Origin of the sequence: Saccharothrix obliqua, from assembly GCF_019375475.1 — a bacterium.
GTDB classification, from domain to species: domain Bacteria; phylum Actinomycetota; class Actinomycetes; order Mycobacteriales; family Pseudonocardiaceae; genus Actinosynnema; species Actinosynnema obliqua.
On the sequence record NZ_JAHXGQ010000001.1, the window covers coordinates 1,215,450 to 1,232,129 of the forward strand.

Annotated in this window: 19 protein-coding genes and 1 pseudogene; all 20 read left to right on the forward strand. The window is 72.5% G+C overall.

Features of this window, described 5'->3' with window-relative positions; all coding sequences use genetic code 11:
- Positions 1-136 precede the first annotated feature (136 nt).
- The gene (locus tag KZQ38_RS05825) at positions 137-1,459 is read left to right on the forward strand and encodes an ammonium transporter (RefSeq protein WP_219439097.1); all 1,323 of its coding nucleotides are present in this window, start codon (positions 137-139) and stop codon (positions 1,457-1,459) included.
- Entirely contained in the window at positions 1,398-1,736 is a 339-nt protein-coding gene (locus KZQ38_RS05830; RefSeq protein ID WP_219439099.1) for a P-II family nitrogen regulator, read from the forward strand. The genes KZQ38_RS05825 and KZQ38_RS05830 overlap by 62 nt, the downstream gene beginning before the upstream one ends.
- 8 nt (positions 1,737-1,744) lie before the next feature.
- Positions 1,745-4,018 carry a [protein-PII] uridylyltransferase gene (locus KZQ38_RS05835; RefSeq protein ID WP_219439102.1) on the forward strand — a complete coding sequence of 758 codons (2,274 nt, stop codon included), beginning with the start codon at positions 1,745-1,747 and terminating at the stop codon, positions 4,016-4,018.
- Positions 4,019-4,368: 350 nt separating this feature from the next.
- Positions 4,369-4,926, forward strand: coding sequence for an ATP-binding protein (locus tag KZQ38_RS05840; protein WP_257900608.1), 558 nt, complete (start codon positions 4,369-4,371; stop codon positions 4,924-4,926).
- Between the two features lie 35 nt (positions 4,927-4,961).
- The gene (gene ffh / locus KZQ38_RS05845; protein ID WP_219439106.1) at positions 4,962-6,503 is read left to right on the forward strand and encodes a signal recognition particle protein; all 1,542 of its coding nucleotides are present in this window, start codon (positions 4,962-4,964) and stop codon (positions 6,501-6,503) included.
- The gene (locus KZQ38_RS05850) at positions 6,500-7,573 is read left to right on the forward strand and encodes an amidohydrolase family protein (RefSeq protein ID WP_219439108.1); all 1,074 of its coding nucleotides are present in this window, start codon (positions 6,500-6,502) and stop codon (positions 7,571-7,573) included. The genes ffh and KZQ38_RS05850 overlap by 4 nt, the downstream gene beginning before the upstream one ends.
- 71 nt (positions 7,574-7,644) lie before the next feature.
- Positions 7,645-8,355, forward strand: coding sequence for a CPBP family intramembrane glutamic endopeptidase (locus KZQ38_RS05855; RefSeq protein WP_219439110.1), 711 nt, complete (start codon positions 7,645-7,647; stop codon positions 8,353-8,355).
- A gap of 14 nt (positions 8,356-8,369) precedes the next feature.
- Positions 8,370-9,146 (forward strand): CPBP family intramembrane glutamic endopeptidase, encoded by a 777-nt coding sequence (locus tag KZQ38_RS05860; protein ID WP_219439112.1) that lies wholly within the window; start codon positions 8,370-8,372, stop codon positions 9,144-9,146.
- The gene (locus KZQ38_RS05865; RefSeq protein ID WP_219439114.1) at positions 9,143-9,898 is read left to right on the forward strand and encodes a LamB/YcsF family protein; all 756 of its coding nucleotides are present in this window, start codon (positions 9,143-9,145) and stop codon (positions 9,896-9,898) included. The genes KZQ38_RS05860 and KZQ38_RS05865 overlap by 4 nt, the downstream gene beginning before the upstream one ends.
- 151 nt (positions 9,899-10,049) lie before the next feature.
- Positions 10,050-10,478, forward strand: a complete 429-nt coding sequence (gene rpsP / locus KZQ38_RS05870) for a 30S ribosomal protein S16 (protein WP_219439116.1) — start codon at positions 10,050-10,052, stop codon at positions 10,476-10,478.
- Complete coding sequence (locus KZQ38_RS05875; protein ID WP_219439118.1) at positions 10,475-10,714, forward strand: RNA-binding protein; 240 nt, start codon at positions 10,475-10,477, stop codon at positions 10,712-10,714. Before rpsP ends, KZQ38_RS05875 begins: the two co-directional genes overlap by 4 nt.
- 8 nt (positions 10,715-10,722) lie before the next feature.
- Complete coding sequence (rimM, locus tag KZQ38_RS05880; protein WP_219439120.1) at positions 10,723-11,241, forward strand: ribosome maturation factor RimM; 519 nt, start codon at positions 10,723-10,725, stop codon at positions 11,239-11,241.
- Complete coding sequence (gene trmD, locus KZQ38_RS05885) at positions 11,231-11,971, forward strand: tRNA (guanosine(37)-N1)-methyltransferase TrmD (protein WP_219439121.1); 741 nt, start codon at positions 11,231-11,233, stop codon at positions 11,969-11,971. The genes rimM and trmD overlap by 11 nt, the downstream gene beginning before the upstream one ends.
- Before the next feature lie 161 nt (positions 11,972-12,132).
- Positions 12,133-12,492, forward strand: coding sequence for a 50S ribosomal protein L19 (gene rplS, locus KZQ38_RS05890; protein ID WP_219439123.1), 360 nt, complete (start codon positions 12,133-12,135; stop codon positions 12,490-12,492).
- A gap of 34 nt (positions 12,493-12,526) precedes the next feature.
- A complete protein-coding gene (gene lepB / locus KZQ38_RS05895) occupies positions 12,527-13,438 on the forward strand; it encodes a signal peptidase I (protein WP_219439125.1) in 912 nt (303 codons plus the stop codon).
- Positions 13,439-13,442: 4 nt separating this feature from the next.
- Positions 13,443-14,351 carry a signal peptidase I gene (lepB, locus tag KZQ38_RS05900; protein ID WP_219439127.1) on the forward strand — a complete coding sequence of 303 codons (909 nt, stop codon included), beginning with the start codon at positions 13,443-13,445 and terminating at the stop codon, positions 14,349-14,351.
- 9 nt (positions 14,352-14,360) lie between these two features.
- Positions 14,361-15,155, forward strand: a complete 795-nt coding sequence (locus KZQ38_RS05905) for a ribonuclease HII (RefSeq protein WP_219439129.1) — start codon at positions 14,361-14,363, stop codon at positions 15,153-15,155.
- Complete coding sequence (locus KZQ38_RS05910) at positions 15,155-15,478, forward strand: DUF2469 domain-containing protein (protein WP_015104440.1); 324 nt, start codon at positions 15,155-15,157, stop codon at positions 15,476-15,478. Before KZQ38_RS05905 ends, KZQ38_RS05910 begins: the two co-directional genes overlap by 1 nt.
- A gap of 209 nt (positions 15,479-15,687) precedes the next feature.
- Positions 15,688-16,044: a YraN family protein gene (locus KZQ38_RS05915; RefSeq protein ID WP_219439130.1), complete on the forward strand. Its 357-nt coding sequence runs from the start codon at positions 15,688-15,690 to the stop codon at positions 16,042-16,044.
- Position 16,045: 1 nt separating this feature from the next.
- Positions 16,046-16,678, forward strand: a pseudogene (locus KZQ38_RS05920) (magnesium chelatase domain-containing protein); the annotation flags it as partial.
- Positions 16,679-16,680: the final 2 nt, after the last annotated feature.

A 16,680-nucleotide genomic window follows, 5' to 3' on the forward strand; every position in this document is an offset into this window, starting at 1 on the left:
GGCGGCCCTCCGTCGTGTGAAACGCACCCGTAACACCCGCACCCGGACAGTTCACGCCCGCGAAACACGCGGCGCGGCCCGTGGAAACAGGCGGTCCCGATGCTCCCTGCATCTCCGATACGAGGTGGAGGTCGCAGTGGACACAGGGGACACCGCCTGGATGCTCACCAGCGCCGCGCTCGTGCTGCTGATGACACCGGGCCTCGCCTTCTTCTACGGGGGCATGGTCCGGTCCAAGGGCGTGCTCAACATGATGATGATGAGCCTGGGCGCGATGGGCGTCGTCGGTGTGCTCTGGGTGCTGGTCGGCTACTCGACCGCGTTCGGCCCGGACATCGGCGGCGGGTTGCTGGGCGGGCCGTTCGAGTTCTTCGGCCTGGAGGGGCTGCTCGGTCCGGACGCGCGCACCGGCACCGTCCCGACCACGGTGTTCGCCGCGTTCCAGGCGATGTTCGCGATCATCGCGGTGGCGTTGGTCTCCGGCGCGGTCGCCGACCGCGCCCGGTTCGGGCCGTGGCTGCTGTTCGCGGCGCTGTGGGCGCTCGTCGCCTACTTCCCGGTGGCGCACTGGGTGTTCGACCCCACCGGCTGGATCGTGCGGGGCCTGCGTGCCGTCGACTTCGCGGGCGGCACGGCGGTGCACGTCAACGCGGGCGCCGCGGGGCTGGCGCTGGCGCTGGTCCTCGGCAGGCGCGTCGGCTGGCCGCGGGACCGGCCGAAACCGCACAACCTGCCGCTGGTCGTGCTCGGCGCGGGCCTGCTGTGGTTCGGCTGGTTCGGCTTCAACGCGGGCTCGGCGGTCGCCGCCAACACCACGGCCGGCGTCACGTTCGTCAACACGCTGGTCGCCACGTCCGCGGCCGTGCTCGCCTGGCTCGCCGCGGAACGGGTCCGCGACGGCCGCGCCACCACGCTCGGCGCGGCGTCCGGCGTCGTCGCGGGGCTGGTCGCGATCACGCCCGCGTGCTCGGCGGTCACCCCGGTCGGCGCGATCGCGATCGGCGCGGTCACCGGCGCGCTGTGCGCCCTGGCGGTCGGCCTGAAGTACCGGTTCGGGTTCGACGACGCGTTGGACGTGGTCGGCGTGCACCTGGTCGGCGGGCTGTCCGGCACCGTGCTGATCGGGTTGTTCGCCGACCCCCGCGCACCGGCGGGCGTGGCGGGCCTGTTCCACGGCGGCGGCGTGGACCAGCTCTGGCGGCAGGTGGTCGGCGCGTCGGCGGTCCTCGCCTACTCGTTCGTCGTCAGCCTCGCGCTGGGCCACCTGGTGAAGTCCCTGGTCGGCTTCCGCGTGGACGAGGAAGCGGAGATCACGGGCATAGACGAGGCGGAGCACGCGGAAACCGCCTACGAGTTCGGGTTGCGTGGCGGCACGCCCCTGAAGGGAGCGACTGGTCATGAAGCTGGTCACGGCGATCATCAAGCCGTTCACGCTGGACGAGGTGAAAGCGGCGCTTGAGCGACTGGGCGTGCTCGGCATGACCGTGAGCGAAGTGCAGGGCTACGGCAGGCAGAAGGGGCACACGGAGGTCTACCGGGGCGCGGAGTACACATTGGACTTCATCCCGAAGCTGCGCGTGGAAGCGTTGATCGAGGACACGGTTGTGGAGAAGGTCCTCGACGCCGTGGTGGACGCCGCCCGGACCGGCAAGATCGGCGACGGCAAGGTCTGGGTGACCCCGGTCGAGTCGGTCGTGCGGGTGCGCACCGGCGAGCGCGGGACCGACGCGTTGTAGCGGCCGTGATGCGTGACGAGGAGGCCGCCGCGGCGGACGACCTGGTGCGGGCCCGCGACCGGCTGCTCGCGCCCGGACCGCACCGGCGCACCGGGCGGTCCCTGCGTGCGGCGCTGGTCGACCTGCACGAGTTCTGGCTGGTCGGGCACGCGGCGCGGTCCGGTGTCGTGGCGGGCGGGCTCGCCCTGGTCGCCGTCGGCGGGCTGGGCAGACGCGAGTTGGTGCCGTACTCGGACCTGGACCTCGTGCTGGTGCACGACGGCCGTGCGGGCGTGGAGGCCGTGGCGGAGCGGCTCTGGTACCCGCTGTGGAACTCCGGCATCGGCCTGGACCACTCGGTGCGCACGGTCGGCGAGGCGTTGCGCGTCGCGGCGGACGACCTGCGCACCGCGTTGGGGTTGCTGGAGCTGCGGCACGTCGCGGGCGACCCGGAGATCAGCGGCCGGCTCGCCGCGGGCGCGCGCCAGGCGTGGCGCGCCGGCGTGCGGTCCAGGCTGGACGAGGTGGTCGAGTCGGCGCGGCGGCGGTGGGCGCGTGGCGGCGAGGTCGCGCACCGCGCGGAACCGGACCTCAAGCACGGGCGGGGCGGGCTGCGTGACGTGGCGTTGCTCGACGCGTTGGCCGTGGCGCGGTTGACCGACCGGCCACCGGCGGAGGTCGACGCGGCACGCGGGTTGCTGCTGGACGTGCGGACCGAGTTGCGCCGGGTCGCGGGCGGGCCGCGGGACGTGCTGCGGGCGCAGGACGGCGACGAGGTGGCGGCGGCGCTGGGCCTGGCGGACCGGTACGCGCTGGCCCGCGCCACGTCGTCGGCGGCACGCACCATCGGGTACGCGGTGGACGTGGCGTTGCGTGCCGGTGCGCTCCCGGCGCGACGGGTCCCGACGCGCCGCCCGCTGGCCGAGGGCGTCGTGCTGCACGGTGACGAGGTGGCGCTGGCGCGTGACGCCGTGCCGCACCGCGATCCGGTGCTGCTGCTGCGGGTGGCCGCCGCGGCGGCGCGTGGCTCGCGCCCGATCGCGCCGGGCGCGCTGGCGCGGCTCGCCGAGTCCGCGCCCGAGCTGCGTGGCCCGTGGCCGCGTGCGGCGCTGGACGGGTTGGTGGCGTTGCTCGGCAGCGGCGCGGGCCTGGTCGACGTGGTGGAGGCGTTGGACCGCACCGGGCTGTGGGGTCGGCTGTTCCCCGAGTGGGGCGCGGTCCGCGACCTGCCGCCCCGCGACGCCGCGCACGTGTGGACCGTGGACCGGCACCTGGTGGAGACCGCGGTGTGCGCGGCCCGGTCGGCGACCCGCGTGTCCCGGCCCGACCTGCTGCTGCTCGGCGCGTTGCTGCACGACCTCGGCAAGGGCCGCGACCGGGACCACTCGGTGGTCGGCGCGGCGCTCGCCCGGCAGGTCGGGCGGCGGCTGGGCCTGCGGTCGCAGGACGTCGCGACGCTGGCCGCCCTCGTGCGCCACCACCTGCTGCTGCCGCACACCGCGACCCGGCGGGACGTCGCGGACGAGGCGACGGTGCGGCGCGTGGTCCACGTGCTGGGTGGCGACCCGGTGCTGCTGGAGCTGCTGCACGCGCTCACCGAAGCCGACGCCCGCGCCACCGGTCCCGGCGCGTGGACGGACTGGCGGGCGGCCCTGGTCGGCGACCTGGTGAACCGCTGCCGGGCCGCGATGGCCGGCCAACCCCTCCCGCCGCCGGAACCGCTCACGCCGGACCTGCGTGCCCTGGCCCGCACCGCCGGTGGACCGGTCGTCCGGGCGATCGGGGGTGGGTACGCGGTGGTGGCGCCCGACCGGCCGGGCCTGCTGTCCAAGGCGGCAGGCGTGCTGGCGTTGCACTCGCTGGAGGTGCGCTCGGCGGTGCTGCGTGCGCACGCGGGCGTGGCGGTGGACGTGTTCGCGGCGGCGCCGCGCTTCGGCTCACCGCCGGACGTGGCGTTGCTGCGGGAGCAGTTGGCGCGTGCGCTCGACGGGACGCTCCCGCTGGCCGACCGGCTGGCCGCGAAGGAACGCGACTACGGCGGCCCGCCCCGCGATTCGCCCCCGCCACGCGTGCTGTGGTTCGACCACGAGGCGACCGGCGCCGTGGTGCTGGAACTGCGGGCGGCCGACCGGATCGGCCTGCTGCACCGCGTGGCGTGCGCGTTGGAGCGGTGCGGGGTGGACGTGGTGTGGGCACGTGTGGCCACGCTCGGGACGACGGTCGTGGACTCGTTCGCCATCGCGGGGCTGGGTGCCGGTCGGCGGCGGGAGGTGGAACGGGCGGTCCTCGCGGCGGCCCGGTGAGTAGGTCTACGCAGGACCGATGCGGGTGGTCACGCTGCCTTCACCCCTATGGGGGAGGGCAGGCTTCATGCCGTGACGCGGGGGTCCCGCGCAGGGGGGCGGGAGCGTCACCTGGTGAATGGCCCGGGGGCGGTCCATCGAGGGGTTGGGCCGCCCTTGGGTCGGGACACGATTCCGTGGTCGCCGTCCACCTCTACGGGCAGACCGACGACCGGGCGCGGGACAACCGCGAAGCCGAGGCGCCGCACGCGCGGTCCGTCCGCGCGAAGTGATCAACAGCGCACCACGGGCGGAACAAGTGCGTGGCGGGAACTGCCACGCGCCCGATACGTCTCTTTAGTATGGATGCGATGACCGCCGTCGCCGTAGCGCCGCGTGCGCTGGTCGTGCTGGCCGGGTTGCCCGGAGCGGGCAAGACGACGATGTTGGCCGGGGTCGACCTGGGGGGCTCGTCGGCCGTCGTGCTGGACTCCGACCAGGTCCGCGGCTACCTCAGGGGTGTGCTGCCCGGCGTCCCGTATCGGCTGTACCGGCCGCTGGTGCACCTGGTCCACCGGTTCCGGATCCTGTGGTTCACGGTGTTCGGGGTCGGGTTGCTGTTGGTCCACGAGCCCTCCACGCGCCCTTCCACGCGGGCCGGGTTGGTCGTCGCCGGGCTGGTCGGCCGCCGTCCCCGGCACTTCCTGTGGCTGGACGTCCCGGCCGAGGAGGCGTTGGCGGGCCAGGTGCGGCGCGGTCGGGTGATCCGCAGCGGGTCGTTCGCGCGGCACGTCCGGCGGGCCGGGCGGTTGCGCCGGCGCTTCGCCGCCGGGCAGGCGCCCCGCGGCTTCCACGGGTTGACCGTGCTGCGCCGGGGCGACCGGCTGCGGCTGTCCGTGGTGCCGAGCGGCTACCCTGGCGGGTGGTAATTCGGTCCGAACGACGTGCGAGGTCTGGCGGCAACGTGTTCAACACCCTTTCCGACCGGCTCACCTCGGTCCTCCAGAACCTGCGGGGCAAGGGGCGGCTGTCCGACGCCGACATCGACGCCACCGCGCGGGAGATCCGGGTGGCGTTGCTGGAGGCGGACGTCGCGCTGCCGGTCGTCCGGACCTTCATCGCCAAGGTCAAGGAGCGGGCCAAGGGCGCGGAGGTCTCGCAGGCCCTGAACCCCGCCCAGCAGGTCGTCAAGATCGTCAACGAGGAACTGGTCGCGATCCTCGGCGGCGAGACGCGGCGGCTGAACCTGGCCAAGAACCCGCCGAGCGTGATCATGCTCGCGGGCCTCCAGGGCGCGGGCAAGACGACGCTCGCGGGCAAGCTGGCGAAGTGGCTGCGGGGCCAGGGCCACACGCCGATGCTGGTCGCGTGCGACTTGCAGCGCCCGAACGCGGTGACGCAGCTCCAGGTGGTCGGTGAGCGGGCCGGTGTGCCGGTGTTCGCACCCGAGCCGGGCAACGGCGTCGGCGACCCGGTGGACGTGGCGCGCCGCGGCATCGAGGAGGCCAAGCGGGCGCAGCACGACATCGTCGTGGTCGACACGGCGGGCCGCCTGGGCGTCGACGAGGAGATGATGCGCCAGGCGATCGACATCCGCGCCGCCGTGCAGCCCGACGAGGTGCTGTTCGTGGTCGACGCGATGATCGGCCAGGACGCCGTGAACACGGCGACGGCGTTCCGCGACGGCGTCGGCTTCACCGGCGTGGTGCTCACCAAGCTCGACGGCGACGCGCGCGGTGGCGCCGCGCTGTCCGTGCGCGAGGTGACCGGCCAGCCGATCCTGTTCGCGTCCAACGGCGAGAAGCTGGAGGACTTCGACGTCTTCCACCCGGACCGGATGGCGTCCCGCATCCTCGGCATGGGTGACGTGCTCACCCTGATCGAGCAGGCCGAGCAGGCGTTCGACGCGGACCAGGCCGAGGCCGCCGCGGTCAAGATGGGTTCCGGCCAGCTCACGCTGGAGGACTTCCTGGAGCAGATGCTCACCCTGCGCAAGATGGGCCCCATCGCGAACCTGCTGGGGATGCTGCCCGGCGCGGGGCAGATGAAGGACCAGCTCGCGAACCTGGACGAGAAGCACCTGGACCGCGTGCAGGCGATCATCCGCGGCATGACGCCCGCCGAGCGGGACGACCCGAAGATCATCAACGCGTCGCGCCGGCTGCGCATCGCGAACGGCTCCGGCGTCCGGGTCAGCGATGTCAACGACCTGGTGAACCGGTTCTTCGAGGCCCGCAAGATGATGTCCCAGATGGCCGGCCGCTTCGGGCTGCCGGGCGCCCGGAACACCAAGAAGGGCAAGGGGAAGAAGGGCAAGAAGGGCAAGGGCCGCGGCCCGACGCCGCCGAAGGTGCGCGGCGGGTTCCCGCCCGGCCTGTTCGCGGGCGGCGGCGTGCCGGGTGGTGGCGTGCCGGGCGGCGTGCCCGAGCTGCCGCCGGGGCTGGGCGGCCTCGACCAGCTCCCGCCCGGGTTCGACCCGTCGAAGCTGAAGTTCCCGAAGAAGTGACCGGCCTGCACCTGCGCGGCGTCGTGCTGCCCGACGGCGAACCGCGTGACCTGTGGGTGGTCAACGGGCGCATCCGCACGCAGGAGGTGCCCGGCGCGCGGACCGTCGTGGACGGCGGGTACCTGGTGCCGGGCCTGGTCGACGCGCACTGCCACGTCGGCCTCGGCCCGCAGGGCGCGGTGGACCTGCCGGAGGCGGTGGAGCAGGCGTTGCTCGACCGCGCCGCCGGCACGCTGCTGATCCGCGACTGCGGCTCGCCGATCGACACCCGGCCGCTCCAGGAGCGCCTGGACCTGCCGCGGCTGATCCGCGCGGGGCGCCACATCAGCCGCCCCAAGCGGTACATCAGGTACCTCGGCGTCGAGGTCGAGGACGTGCGGGACCTGCCGTCGGTGGTCGCCGAGCAGGTCGCGCGCGGCGACGGCTGGGTGAAGCTGGTCGGCGACTGGATCGACCGCGCGACCGGCGACCTGGCCCCGCTGTGGCCGGACGACGTGCTGGCGCGCGCGGTGGAGGTGGCGCACGAGGCGGGCGCGCGGGTGACCGCCCACGTGTTCGGCGAGGACGCCCTGCCCGGCCTGCTCGCGGCCGGCATCGACTGCGTCGAGCACGGCACCGGCCTCACCGACGACACCATCGCCACCATGGCCGCGGCGGGCACGGCGCTGGTGCCGACGCTGATCAACATCGAGAACTTCCCCGACATCGCGGCGTCCGGCGAGGACAAGTACCCCGTGTACGCGGCCCACATGCGTGACCTGCACGCCCGCAACAAGGCGACCATCGCCGCGGCCGTGGAGGCGGGCATCCCGGTCTACGCGGGCACCGACGCGGGCGGCGGCATCCGGCACGGCCGGATCGTGGACGAGATCCAGGCGCTGCACGGCATCGGCATGTCGCGCACCGACGCGCTGGCCGCCGCCTCGTGGTCGGCACGCGCGTGGCTCGGCTTCCCGTCGTTGGTGGAGGGCGCGGCGGCGGACGTCGTGGTGTACGACGAAGACCCCCGGGAGGACCTGGCGGCGTTGCGCCACCCGTCGCTGGTGATGCTTCGGGGCCGCATCCTCTGACCCGTCCGTCGGGGTGATCTTGAGCCGCCCTGGGCGATGCGCCCCGTGGTCGGGGCGCTACGTTCGGAGGGGTGGGAGAACAGCGGGACACCGGGCGGGCGCACTGGGGCTTCCTCGCCTTCTTCGCCGGCCTGGCCGGGTACCACCTGTCCACGCTGGTCTTCACCGCGGTCACGGCCGACCGGTTCGCCGAGGTCGACATCACCGACCCACCGGTGCTCGGGCCGCTGTTGCTGTTGCTCTTCCTGCCCAACGTCCTGCTCGGCCTCGGCCCCGTCGTGGTGTCGTGGCTGCGTGGTGACGGCCCGAACCGGGACTACGGCCTCGTGCCCCGCGCACGGGACGTCAAGGTCGGCCTGCTGTGCGGTGGTGTGTCGCTGCTGGCCGCCTGGGTACTCGGGGTTGTGCTGCTGCACTTCTACCGGGAGTCCGGGAGTTCCCTGGACCGGGTGGAATCGCTGTCCGGCGGTCGCTCGGTGTGGTTGGCGATCGCGGCCCTGTTCGTCTTCGTCGGAGCGCCTCTCACGGAGGAACTGCTCGCACGCGGGGCCTTGTGGAACGCCTTGGAGCACTACAAGGTCCCCAAGCTCGCCATCCTCGGCTTAACCGCGTTGATCTTCGCGTTCCTGCACGAGGAGTCGTGGCGCACGATCAGCCTGTTCGCCCAGGGGCTCGCCCTGGGCGCGGCGCGCATGATCACCGGACGCGTCTCGGCGAGCGTCGTCGCACACGCGACCAACAACCTGCTCCCCGCCGTCTACCTGTACGTAGGCGCCTCCTGACTAGGGTGTTTGCTGTGAACCCACCGGATGAACCCCCGACCGGACTGATCGCCGGAGTCCGCGCGGTCGGCCGCGAACCGTCGCCCGAGCGGGCGGGGCAGCGGTGGGGGTTCGGCGCGTTCCTCTTGGTCGAAGCGGTGTTCGTGCTCTCGGCGGTGTTCATCACCGCCATCGCGAGCACCAACGGCACGGACTTCGGCGCGTCGGTCCCGTTCATCCTCATCGGCTCCATGGTGCCGACGGTGCTGGCCGCCGCGGTCGCCGTGGTGATCACCCGCGTGCGCGGCAACGGGCCGCTGGTCGACCTGCGGCTGAGCTGGAACTGGGCCGACGTCAAGATCGGCCTCAAGCTCGGCCTGCTCGGCCTGGTGCTCACCTACCTGGCCGCGTTGATCTGGTCCCGCGTCGTCGGCGACCAGAACGCGACGTCCGCCATCGGCGAGCTGGTGGACGGCGCGGCGCTGCCGACGGGCGCGGCCATCGCGATGTTCGTCTACGTGTGCTTCGTGGGCCCGATCTGCGAGGAGCTGATCTACCGGGGCCTGCTGTGGGGCGCGATCGAGCGCCAGGGCTGGAGCCAGTGGGCGGCGCTGGTGCTCACCACGCTGATCTTCGCGGCCAGCCACCTGGAGCCGCTGCGCACGTCGCTGCTGATCGTGATCGCCCTGCCGATCGGCATCGCGCGGCTGCTCACGAGGCGGCTCACGGCGAGCGTCGTGGCGCACGTGATCAACAACTTCCTGCCGGGTCTTACGCTGCTGCTCGTGTCATTGGGGGTGATGCCGGGGTGATCGACCTCAACAGCGACCTCGGCGAGGGTTTCGGCATCTGGCGGCTCGGCGACGACGACGCCCTGCTGGACGTGGTGACCAGCGCGAACGTCGCGTGCGGCTTCCACGCGGGCGACCCGTCGACCATGCGGCGGGTGTGCGCGCGGGCGGCCGAGCGCGGTGTCGCGGTGGGCGCCCAGGTGTCCTACCGGGACCTGGCGGGCTTCGGCCGCCGGTTCATCGACGCCGACCCCGCGGAGCTGGCGGACGAGGTGCTGTACCAGATCGGCGCCCTGGACGCGTGCGCCCGCGCGGCCGGCACGCGGGTGGCCTACGTGAAGCCGCACGGCGCGCTCTACAACGCGACCGTGCACCACGACAGGCAGGCCGAGGCCGTCGTGCGCGGTGTGCGGGCGTTCGGCGACCTGCCCGTGCTGGGGCTGCCCGGCTCACGCCTGCTGCACCACGCGTCGGCGGCGGGGTTGCGGGCGGTGCGCGAGGCGTTCGCCGACCGCGCGTACACGGCGGAAGGCGCGTTGGTGCCCCGCGGCACGGCGGGTGCGGTCCTCACGGACACGGAGCAGGTGCTCACGCAGGTGCTGCGGCTTGCCCGGCGCGGTGAACTGGTGGCGATTTCGGGTGAGACCCTCACCACCGAGGTGGACTCCATCTGCCTGCACGGGGACACTCCAGGAGCCGTGGAACACGCCCGAGCGGTGCGGGAAGCACTCCTGGGGGCGGGCGTCGCCGTGGGCCGATTCGTGGCCGAGTAGACCCGTCTGGCAGAATGGCCTGTTGTTCGCCGCGGTCGGTCCCTCTCACCGTGCCATGGCGCCCAGACCTTTGGGCCCTCCCACCCGTGCCCCACGCGGGCGAGGAGTGTCCGCACCTGAGCAAACGAGAGCCTGAGGAGTACCCACACCCGTGGCCGTCAAGATCAAGCTTCAGCGGCTTGGCAAGATCCGTCAGCCGTACTACCGGATCGTCGTCGCCGACGCGCGCACCCGTCGCAACGGCAAGGCCATCGAGACGATCGGCAAGTACCACCCGAAGGAAGAGCCCTCGTTCATCGAGGTGAACACCGACCGGGCGCAGTATTGGCTGGGTGTCGGCGCGCAGCCGACCGAATCCGTCCAGCGCATCCTGGAGATCACCGGCGACTGGCAGAAGTTCAAGGGCCTGCCCGGCGCCGAGGGCACCCTCAAGGTCAAGGAGCCCAAGCCGAGCAAGGCGGACCTGTTCGCCGCCGCGCTCGCCGCCGCGGGTGACGCGCCGTCGACCGAGGCCACCACGCCGAAGAAGAAGGCCGCCAAGAAGAGCGACGAGGCCGAGGCCCCCAAGGACGAGGCGTGAGCTTGTTGGCTGACGCCCTGGAACATCTCGTCCGGGGCATCGTCGACCACCCGGACGACGTCCGGGTGAACCTGGTCACGACCCGGCGCGGGCGCACGCTCGAGGTGCACGTCCACCCGGACGACCTCGGCAAGGTGATCGGCCGCAGCGGTCGCACCGCGAACGCCCTGCGCACCGTGATGGCCGGTATCGGTGGTCGTGGCGTGCGCGTCGACGTGGTCGACACCGACCGCTGAGCGCGCACATGGACGTCGTCGTCGGCCGTGTGGCCAAGGCGCACGGGATCACCGGCGAACTCGCCGTGGACGTGCGCACCGACTCGCCCGAACTGCGGTTCGCGCGTGGCTCGGCGCTGGTCGCGAAGCTGCGTGACGGCACGTCCCGCACCCTCACCGTCGCAGCCGCCCGGAACCACTCCGGGCGGCTGCTGGTGCGTTTCGAGGAGGTCCTGACCAGGGACGTCGCCGAGACGCTTCGCGGGACGCTGCTGTTCGCGGGCACCGAGGACCTGCCGCCGACCGGTGACCCGGACGAGTTCTACGACCACCAGCTCGCCGGTCTGCGCGCCGAGCTGGCCGACGGCACCGTGGTCGGCACCGTCCAGGACGTCGTGCACGGTCCGGGCGGCGAGCTGCTGGTGCTCCGCCGCGAGGGCGGTGGCGAGGCGCTGGTGCCGTTCGTGCGGCAGATCGTGCCCACCGTCGACGTGACGGGCGGGCGCGTGGTGCTGGACCCGCCAGAGGGCCTGCTCGATGCGCATTGACGTGGTCACCATCTTCCCCGAGTACCTCGACCCGCTGCGGGCCGCGCTGCTCGGCAAGGCCATCGACAAGGGCCTGATCAGCGTCGACGTGCACGACCTGCGGGACTGGACGCACGACGTGCACAAGGCCGTCGACGACAGCCCCTACGGCGGCGGTCCCGGCATGGTGATGAAACCCCAGGTGTGGGGCGCCGCGCTGGACGACGTGTGCGCGGGCGAGCCCGCGCCGCGGCTGGTCGTGCCGACGCCCGCCGGCCGGCCGTTCACCCAGGCGCTGGCGCACGAGCTGGCCGCGGAACCGCGGCTGGTGTTCGCGTGCGGCCGGTACGAGGGCATCGACCAGCGGGTGGTGGACGACGCGGCCCGCCGGATGCGCGTGGACGAGGTGTCCATCGGCGACTACGTGCTGGTCGGCGGCGAGGTCGCGGTGCTGGTCGTGGTGGAGGCCGTGGTCCGGCTGCTGCCCGGCGTGCTCGGCAACCCGGACTCGGCCGCGCAGGACTCGTTCTCCGACGGCCTGCTGGAGGGTCCCTCGTACACCCGACCGGAGGTGTGGCGCGACCTGGCGGTGCCCGAGGTGCTGCGGTCGGGCAACCACCGGTTGATCGACCGCTGGCGGCGTGACCAGGCCATTCGCCGCACGTGGGAACGCCGGCCGGAACTGCTCGACGCCCTGCCCGAGGACGCGTTGGACAAGCACGACCGGAAGTTGCTGGACGAGTTGCGCTAACCCCCGATTTCGTCAGGACGCCGCCCGTCTGGCACACTGGACAGGTTGCTGCACCCGGGTCGTCCGGCGTGCGCCGTAAGCCAGCCCCCTTGCCGGTTACTTGACTTAGAACGTGCCCAGGGGGAGTACGCAATACACGTGAGGACGAGGACGGACCACCGATGAACACCCTGGACGCTCTTGACGCCCAGTCGCTGCGCTCCGACATCCCGGGCTTCCGGCCGGGCGACACGCTGAAGGTCCACGTCCGCGTCATCGAGGGCTCCCGCGAGCGGGTCCAGGTGTTCCAGGGCGTCGTGATCCGCCGCCAGGGCGGCGGCATCCGCGAGACCTTCACCGTCCGCAAGGTCTCGTTCGGCGTCGGCGTCGAGCGCACCTTCCCGGTGCACTCCCCGAACATCGCCGAGATCGAGGTCGCCTCCCGCGGCGACGTGCGTCGCGCGAAGCTGTACTACCTGCGCGACCTGCGCGGCAAGGCCGCCAAGATCAAGGAGAAGCGCGAGGCCAAGCCGGCCTCCTGAGGCCGCTGCCCGCCTTACCGCTAGCCTGCCCCCCGTGGCAGAACCAGCGCACAACTCCGCCGATGACGGTCAGGAACCCGATGCCGAGTCCACTCCGGACTCGGCATCGGGCGCTCGGGGCCGGAAGAAGAAAAAAGCTCCGCTCTGGCGTGAGATCCTCGTGCTGCTGGCCACCGCGCTGGTGCTCACCGTCCTGATCCAGACGTTCCTGGCACGGGTGTACGTCATCCCGTCGGCGTCCATGGCGCAGACGCTGCACGGCTGCACCTCCCCGTGCTTCGGCGACCGCGTGCTGGTCGACAAGCTGGTCTACGACTTCAGCGCCATCGAGCCCGGCGAAGTGGTGGTCTTCCGGGGCCCGCCCGCGTGGACCGCCAACGACTTCACGTCCAACCGGTCCGAGAACCCCGTGGTGCGCGTCCTCCAATCGGGCCTGTCCCTGATCGGCCTCGCCCCGCCGGACGAGCGGGACTTCGTCAAGCGCGTGATCGCCGTCGGCGGCCAGACCGTCGAGTGCTGCGACGAGCGCGGTCGCGTGGTCGTGGACGGCAAACCGCTCGACGAGCCGTACATCTACTGGCAGCCCGGAATCGGTCCGGAGGCGCAGGATTCGTTCGAACCGGTGAAAGTCCCCGAAGGACACCTTTGGGTGATGGGGGACAACCGGAACAACTCCACCGACTCCCGCAGGCAGGGCGGTGGCGGCGTGAACGGCACGATTTCGGAGTCCGACGTGATCGGCAAAGCACGCGCGATCGTGCTGCCGCCGTCCAGGTGGGGCGGGGTGGGCGACCACAACCCGCAGGTCGTGGCGTTGAGCGCGCCCGCGTGGCAGGCGGGTCTCCCGGCTGGCGCCGGGCTCGCCGCGGCGTGGCCGGTGCTGTTGCTCGGCCGCCGGTTGCGGGCCCGGTTGACCAGGGCCTCACAGACCGGATCGGTACGCTGACCGCGTGGTAGACGTCGCACCTTCCCGCGGTTCGTCCGACGAGGACCCCGAGCACTCCTCCCCCGACGAGGAGAAGCGCGGTTGGTTCCGCAAGCGGTCGCAGAAGAAGAAGCGGAAGGGGTCGTTCTGGCGTGAGCTGCCGATCCTGATCGTGGTGGCCGTCGTGCTCGCGATCCTGATCCAGACCTTCCTCGCGCGGGTGTACATGATCCCGTCGGAGTCGATGGCGCAGACGCTGCACGGCTGCGCCGCGCCGTGCTTCGGCGACCGCGTGCTGGTCGACAAGCTCACCTACGACTTCACCGAACCCGGACCCGGCGACGTCGTCGTCTTCCACGGGCCCGACAGCTGGAACAACCAGGACTTCGCGCCCGCCGAGCCGAGCAACCCGGTGGCGAGCTTCTTCCAGGGGCTCGGCTCGCTGATCGGCATCCCGACGGCGAGCAAGGAGGACTTCGTCAAGCGGATCATCGCCGTGGGCGGCCAGACCATCAAGTGCTGCGACGAGCAGAACCGCGTGCTGGTGGACGGCAAACCGCTGGACGAGCCCTACATCTACTGGGAGCCGGGTCGCGGCACGTTCCAGGAGTCGTTCGACGAGCTGAAGATCCCCGAGGGCTTCCTGTTCGTCATGGGCGACAACCGCAACGACTCGTGCGACTCGCGGTGCCAGGGCGACCGGCGGCTGGGCGGCCTGGTGCCGGTGGACAACGTGGTGGGCAAGGCCCGGCTGATCGTGCTGCCGCCGTCCCGGTGGGGCGGGGTGGACGACCACGACCCGCAGGCCGTGGCGCTGGGCGCGCCCGCGTGGCAGGACGTCCTGCCCGCCGGGATCGGCGTGGCGGCGGCCTGGCCCGTGCTGCTGCTGGGCAGGCGGGTGAGGTCCCGGTTCCGCGGTTCGCGGCTGGGATAGGGTCGGGTGGTGATCCGCAAGCCGCCGCGCGCGCAGGTCCGCCAGACCGCGGGCATCTGGGCCTTCCAGGCCGCGCTGGACCGGCGCGGCCTCGGCCCGGTGGCCGGGGTGGACGAGGCCGGGCGCGGCGCGTGCGCGGGACCGCTGGTGGTGGCGTCGTGCGTGCTCCGACCCGGTGACGCGGCCCGGTTCGAGGGGCTCACCGACTCCAAGCTGCTGACGGCGGCGGCGCGTGACCGCATGTACGACCTGGTGCTCAAGCGCGCCGTGGACCACGCGGTGATCATCTTCCCGGCGTGGGAGGTCGACCTGCTCGGCGTGCACGTGGCGAACATCGAGGGGATGCGGCGCGCGGTGGCGCGGTTGTCCGAGCACCCCGGCTACGTGCTGACCGACGGCTTCCCGGTGCCGGGGCTGACCGCGCCGAACGTGCCGGTGGTCAAGGGCGACCGGGTGGCGGCGTGCGTGGCGGCGGCGTCCGTGCTGGCCAAGGTGACCAGGGACCGCATCATGGCGGAGTTGCACGAGCAGTACCCGGTGTACGGGTTCGACGTGCACAAGGGGTACAGCACGGCCGAGCACACCGCGGCGTTGCGGGCACACGGGCCGAGCGCGGAGCACCGCTGGTCGTATGCGAACGTGGCTTCGGCAGGGGCGCGGCACGGGTTGACCGCGCCGCACCGGGTGGCGCGTGACGTGCTTTCCGCCGGCGTGGTCCAGAATGGAACCTCGCCGCAGATCAGCGGTGGCAGGCTCGCGACGAGGAGGGGCGCGGATTCGATGAGCACCCGCGCGGAGGCGTAATGAGTGCAGAGGATCTCGAAAAGTACGAGACCGAGATGGAGTTGTCGCTGTACAAGGAGTACCGCGACATCGTCAGCCAGTTCTCGTTCGTCGTGGAGACCGAGCGGCGGTTCTACCTGGCCAACTCGGTGGACGTGCAGGTCCGCAACGCGGACGGCGAGGTCTACTTCGAGGTGCGGATGTCCGACGCGTGGGTGTGGGACATGTACCGTCCCGCCCGTTTCGTGAAGAACGTCCGGGTGATCACGTTCAAGGACGTGAACGTCGAAGAGCTGGACAAGCCCGACCTGCGGCTCCCGGAGGACGGTCCGTTCAACTCCTGACCGTCCCAGTCGCGAGGGGCACGTCCTGACCGGATGGGCCCCTTTTCGACTTTCCCGACCCGTTTGCGCAGCTCGGCGGCGGTTCCCGCGCAGTTGTCCACAGGCCCCGCCGGCGGCATCCACAGGTTGCGATTACCTGTTGGCCACACCTGATCAGCTTCGGCAGAGTCGACACCGGATCAACCGGTTCGACCGAACGGAGCAGTGTGATGCCGACCAAGCAGCAACTGGGGCGCCTGGGCGAGCAGGTCGCGTGCCGCTACCTGCGTGAGCGCGAGCGGCTGGCCGTGCTGGCCCGGAACTGGCGGTGCCCGGCCGGTGAGCTGGACATCGTGGCGACCGACCGCGCGCGGCTCGTGGTGTGCGAGGTCAAGTGCCGGTCCGGGACGGGGCGCGACGGTCCGCTGGAGGCCGTGACACCGGACAAGCTGGCCCGCGTGCGCGGGTTGGCCGCCCGCTGGCGGGCCGCGCACGGCCTGCACCACCTGGAGATCCGGTGCGACCTGGTGGGCATCCTGTGGCCGCGGTCCGGTCCGATCCGCCTGCACCACGTGCGGGGTGCCTGAGATGGCGTTGGCGCGTGCGTGGTCGGTGGCGTTGTTCGGCGTGGACGGCGTGCCGGTGGAGATCGAGGCGGACGTGGGCGCGGGCTCGGTCCGGACCCAGCTGCTCGGCCTGCCCGACGCGGCGTTGCACGAGTCGAAGGACCGCGTCCGGGCCGCGGTGCGCAACAGCGCGCACGCGTGGCCGACCCAGCGGGTGACCCTCGGCCTGTCGCCGGCGACCCTGCCCAAGGGCGGTTCCGGCTACGACCTGGCGTTGGCGTGCGTCGTGCTGGCGGCGGCGCAGGCCGTGCCGGGCGAGCGGCTGGGCGGCACCGCCCTGCTCGGCGAACTGGCGTTGGACGGTCGGCTGCGCACCGTGCGGGGCGTGCTGCCCGCGTTGCTGGCGGCGCGGCGGGCGGGTCTGGCGCGGGCGGTGGTGCCCGAGGCGTCCCTGCCGGAGGCGGCGCTGGTGGCGGGCGTGGAGGTGCGTGGCGCGGCGACGTTGGCCGACGTCATCGCCTGGCTGAACGGTGACGACGCGGCGTTGGCGGATGCGCCCGCGACCGGCCCGCCGCCCGCGCCGCCGGGCAAGGAGCTGGCCGACGTGGTGGGTCAGCCGGAGGCCAGGTGGGCGCTGGAGGTCGCGGCGGCGGGTGT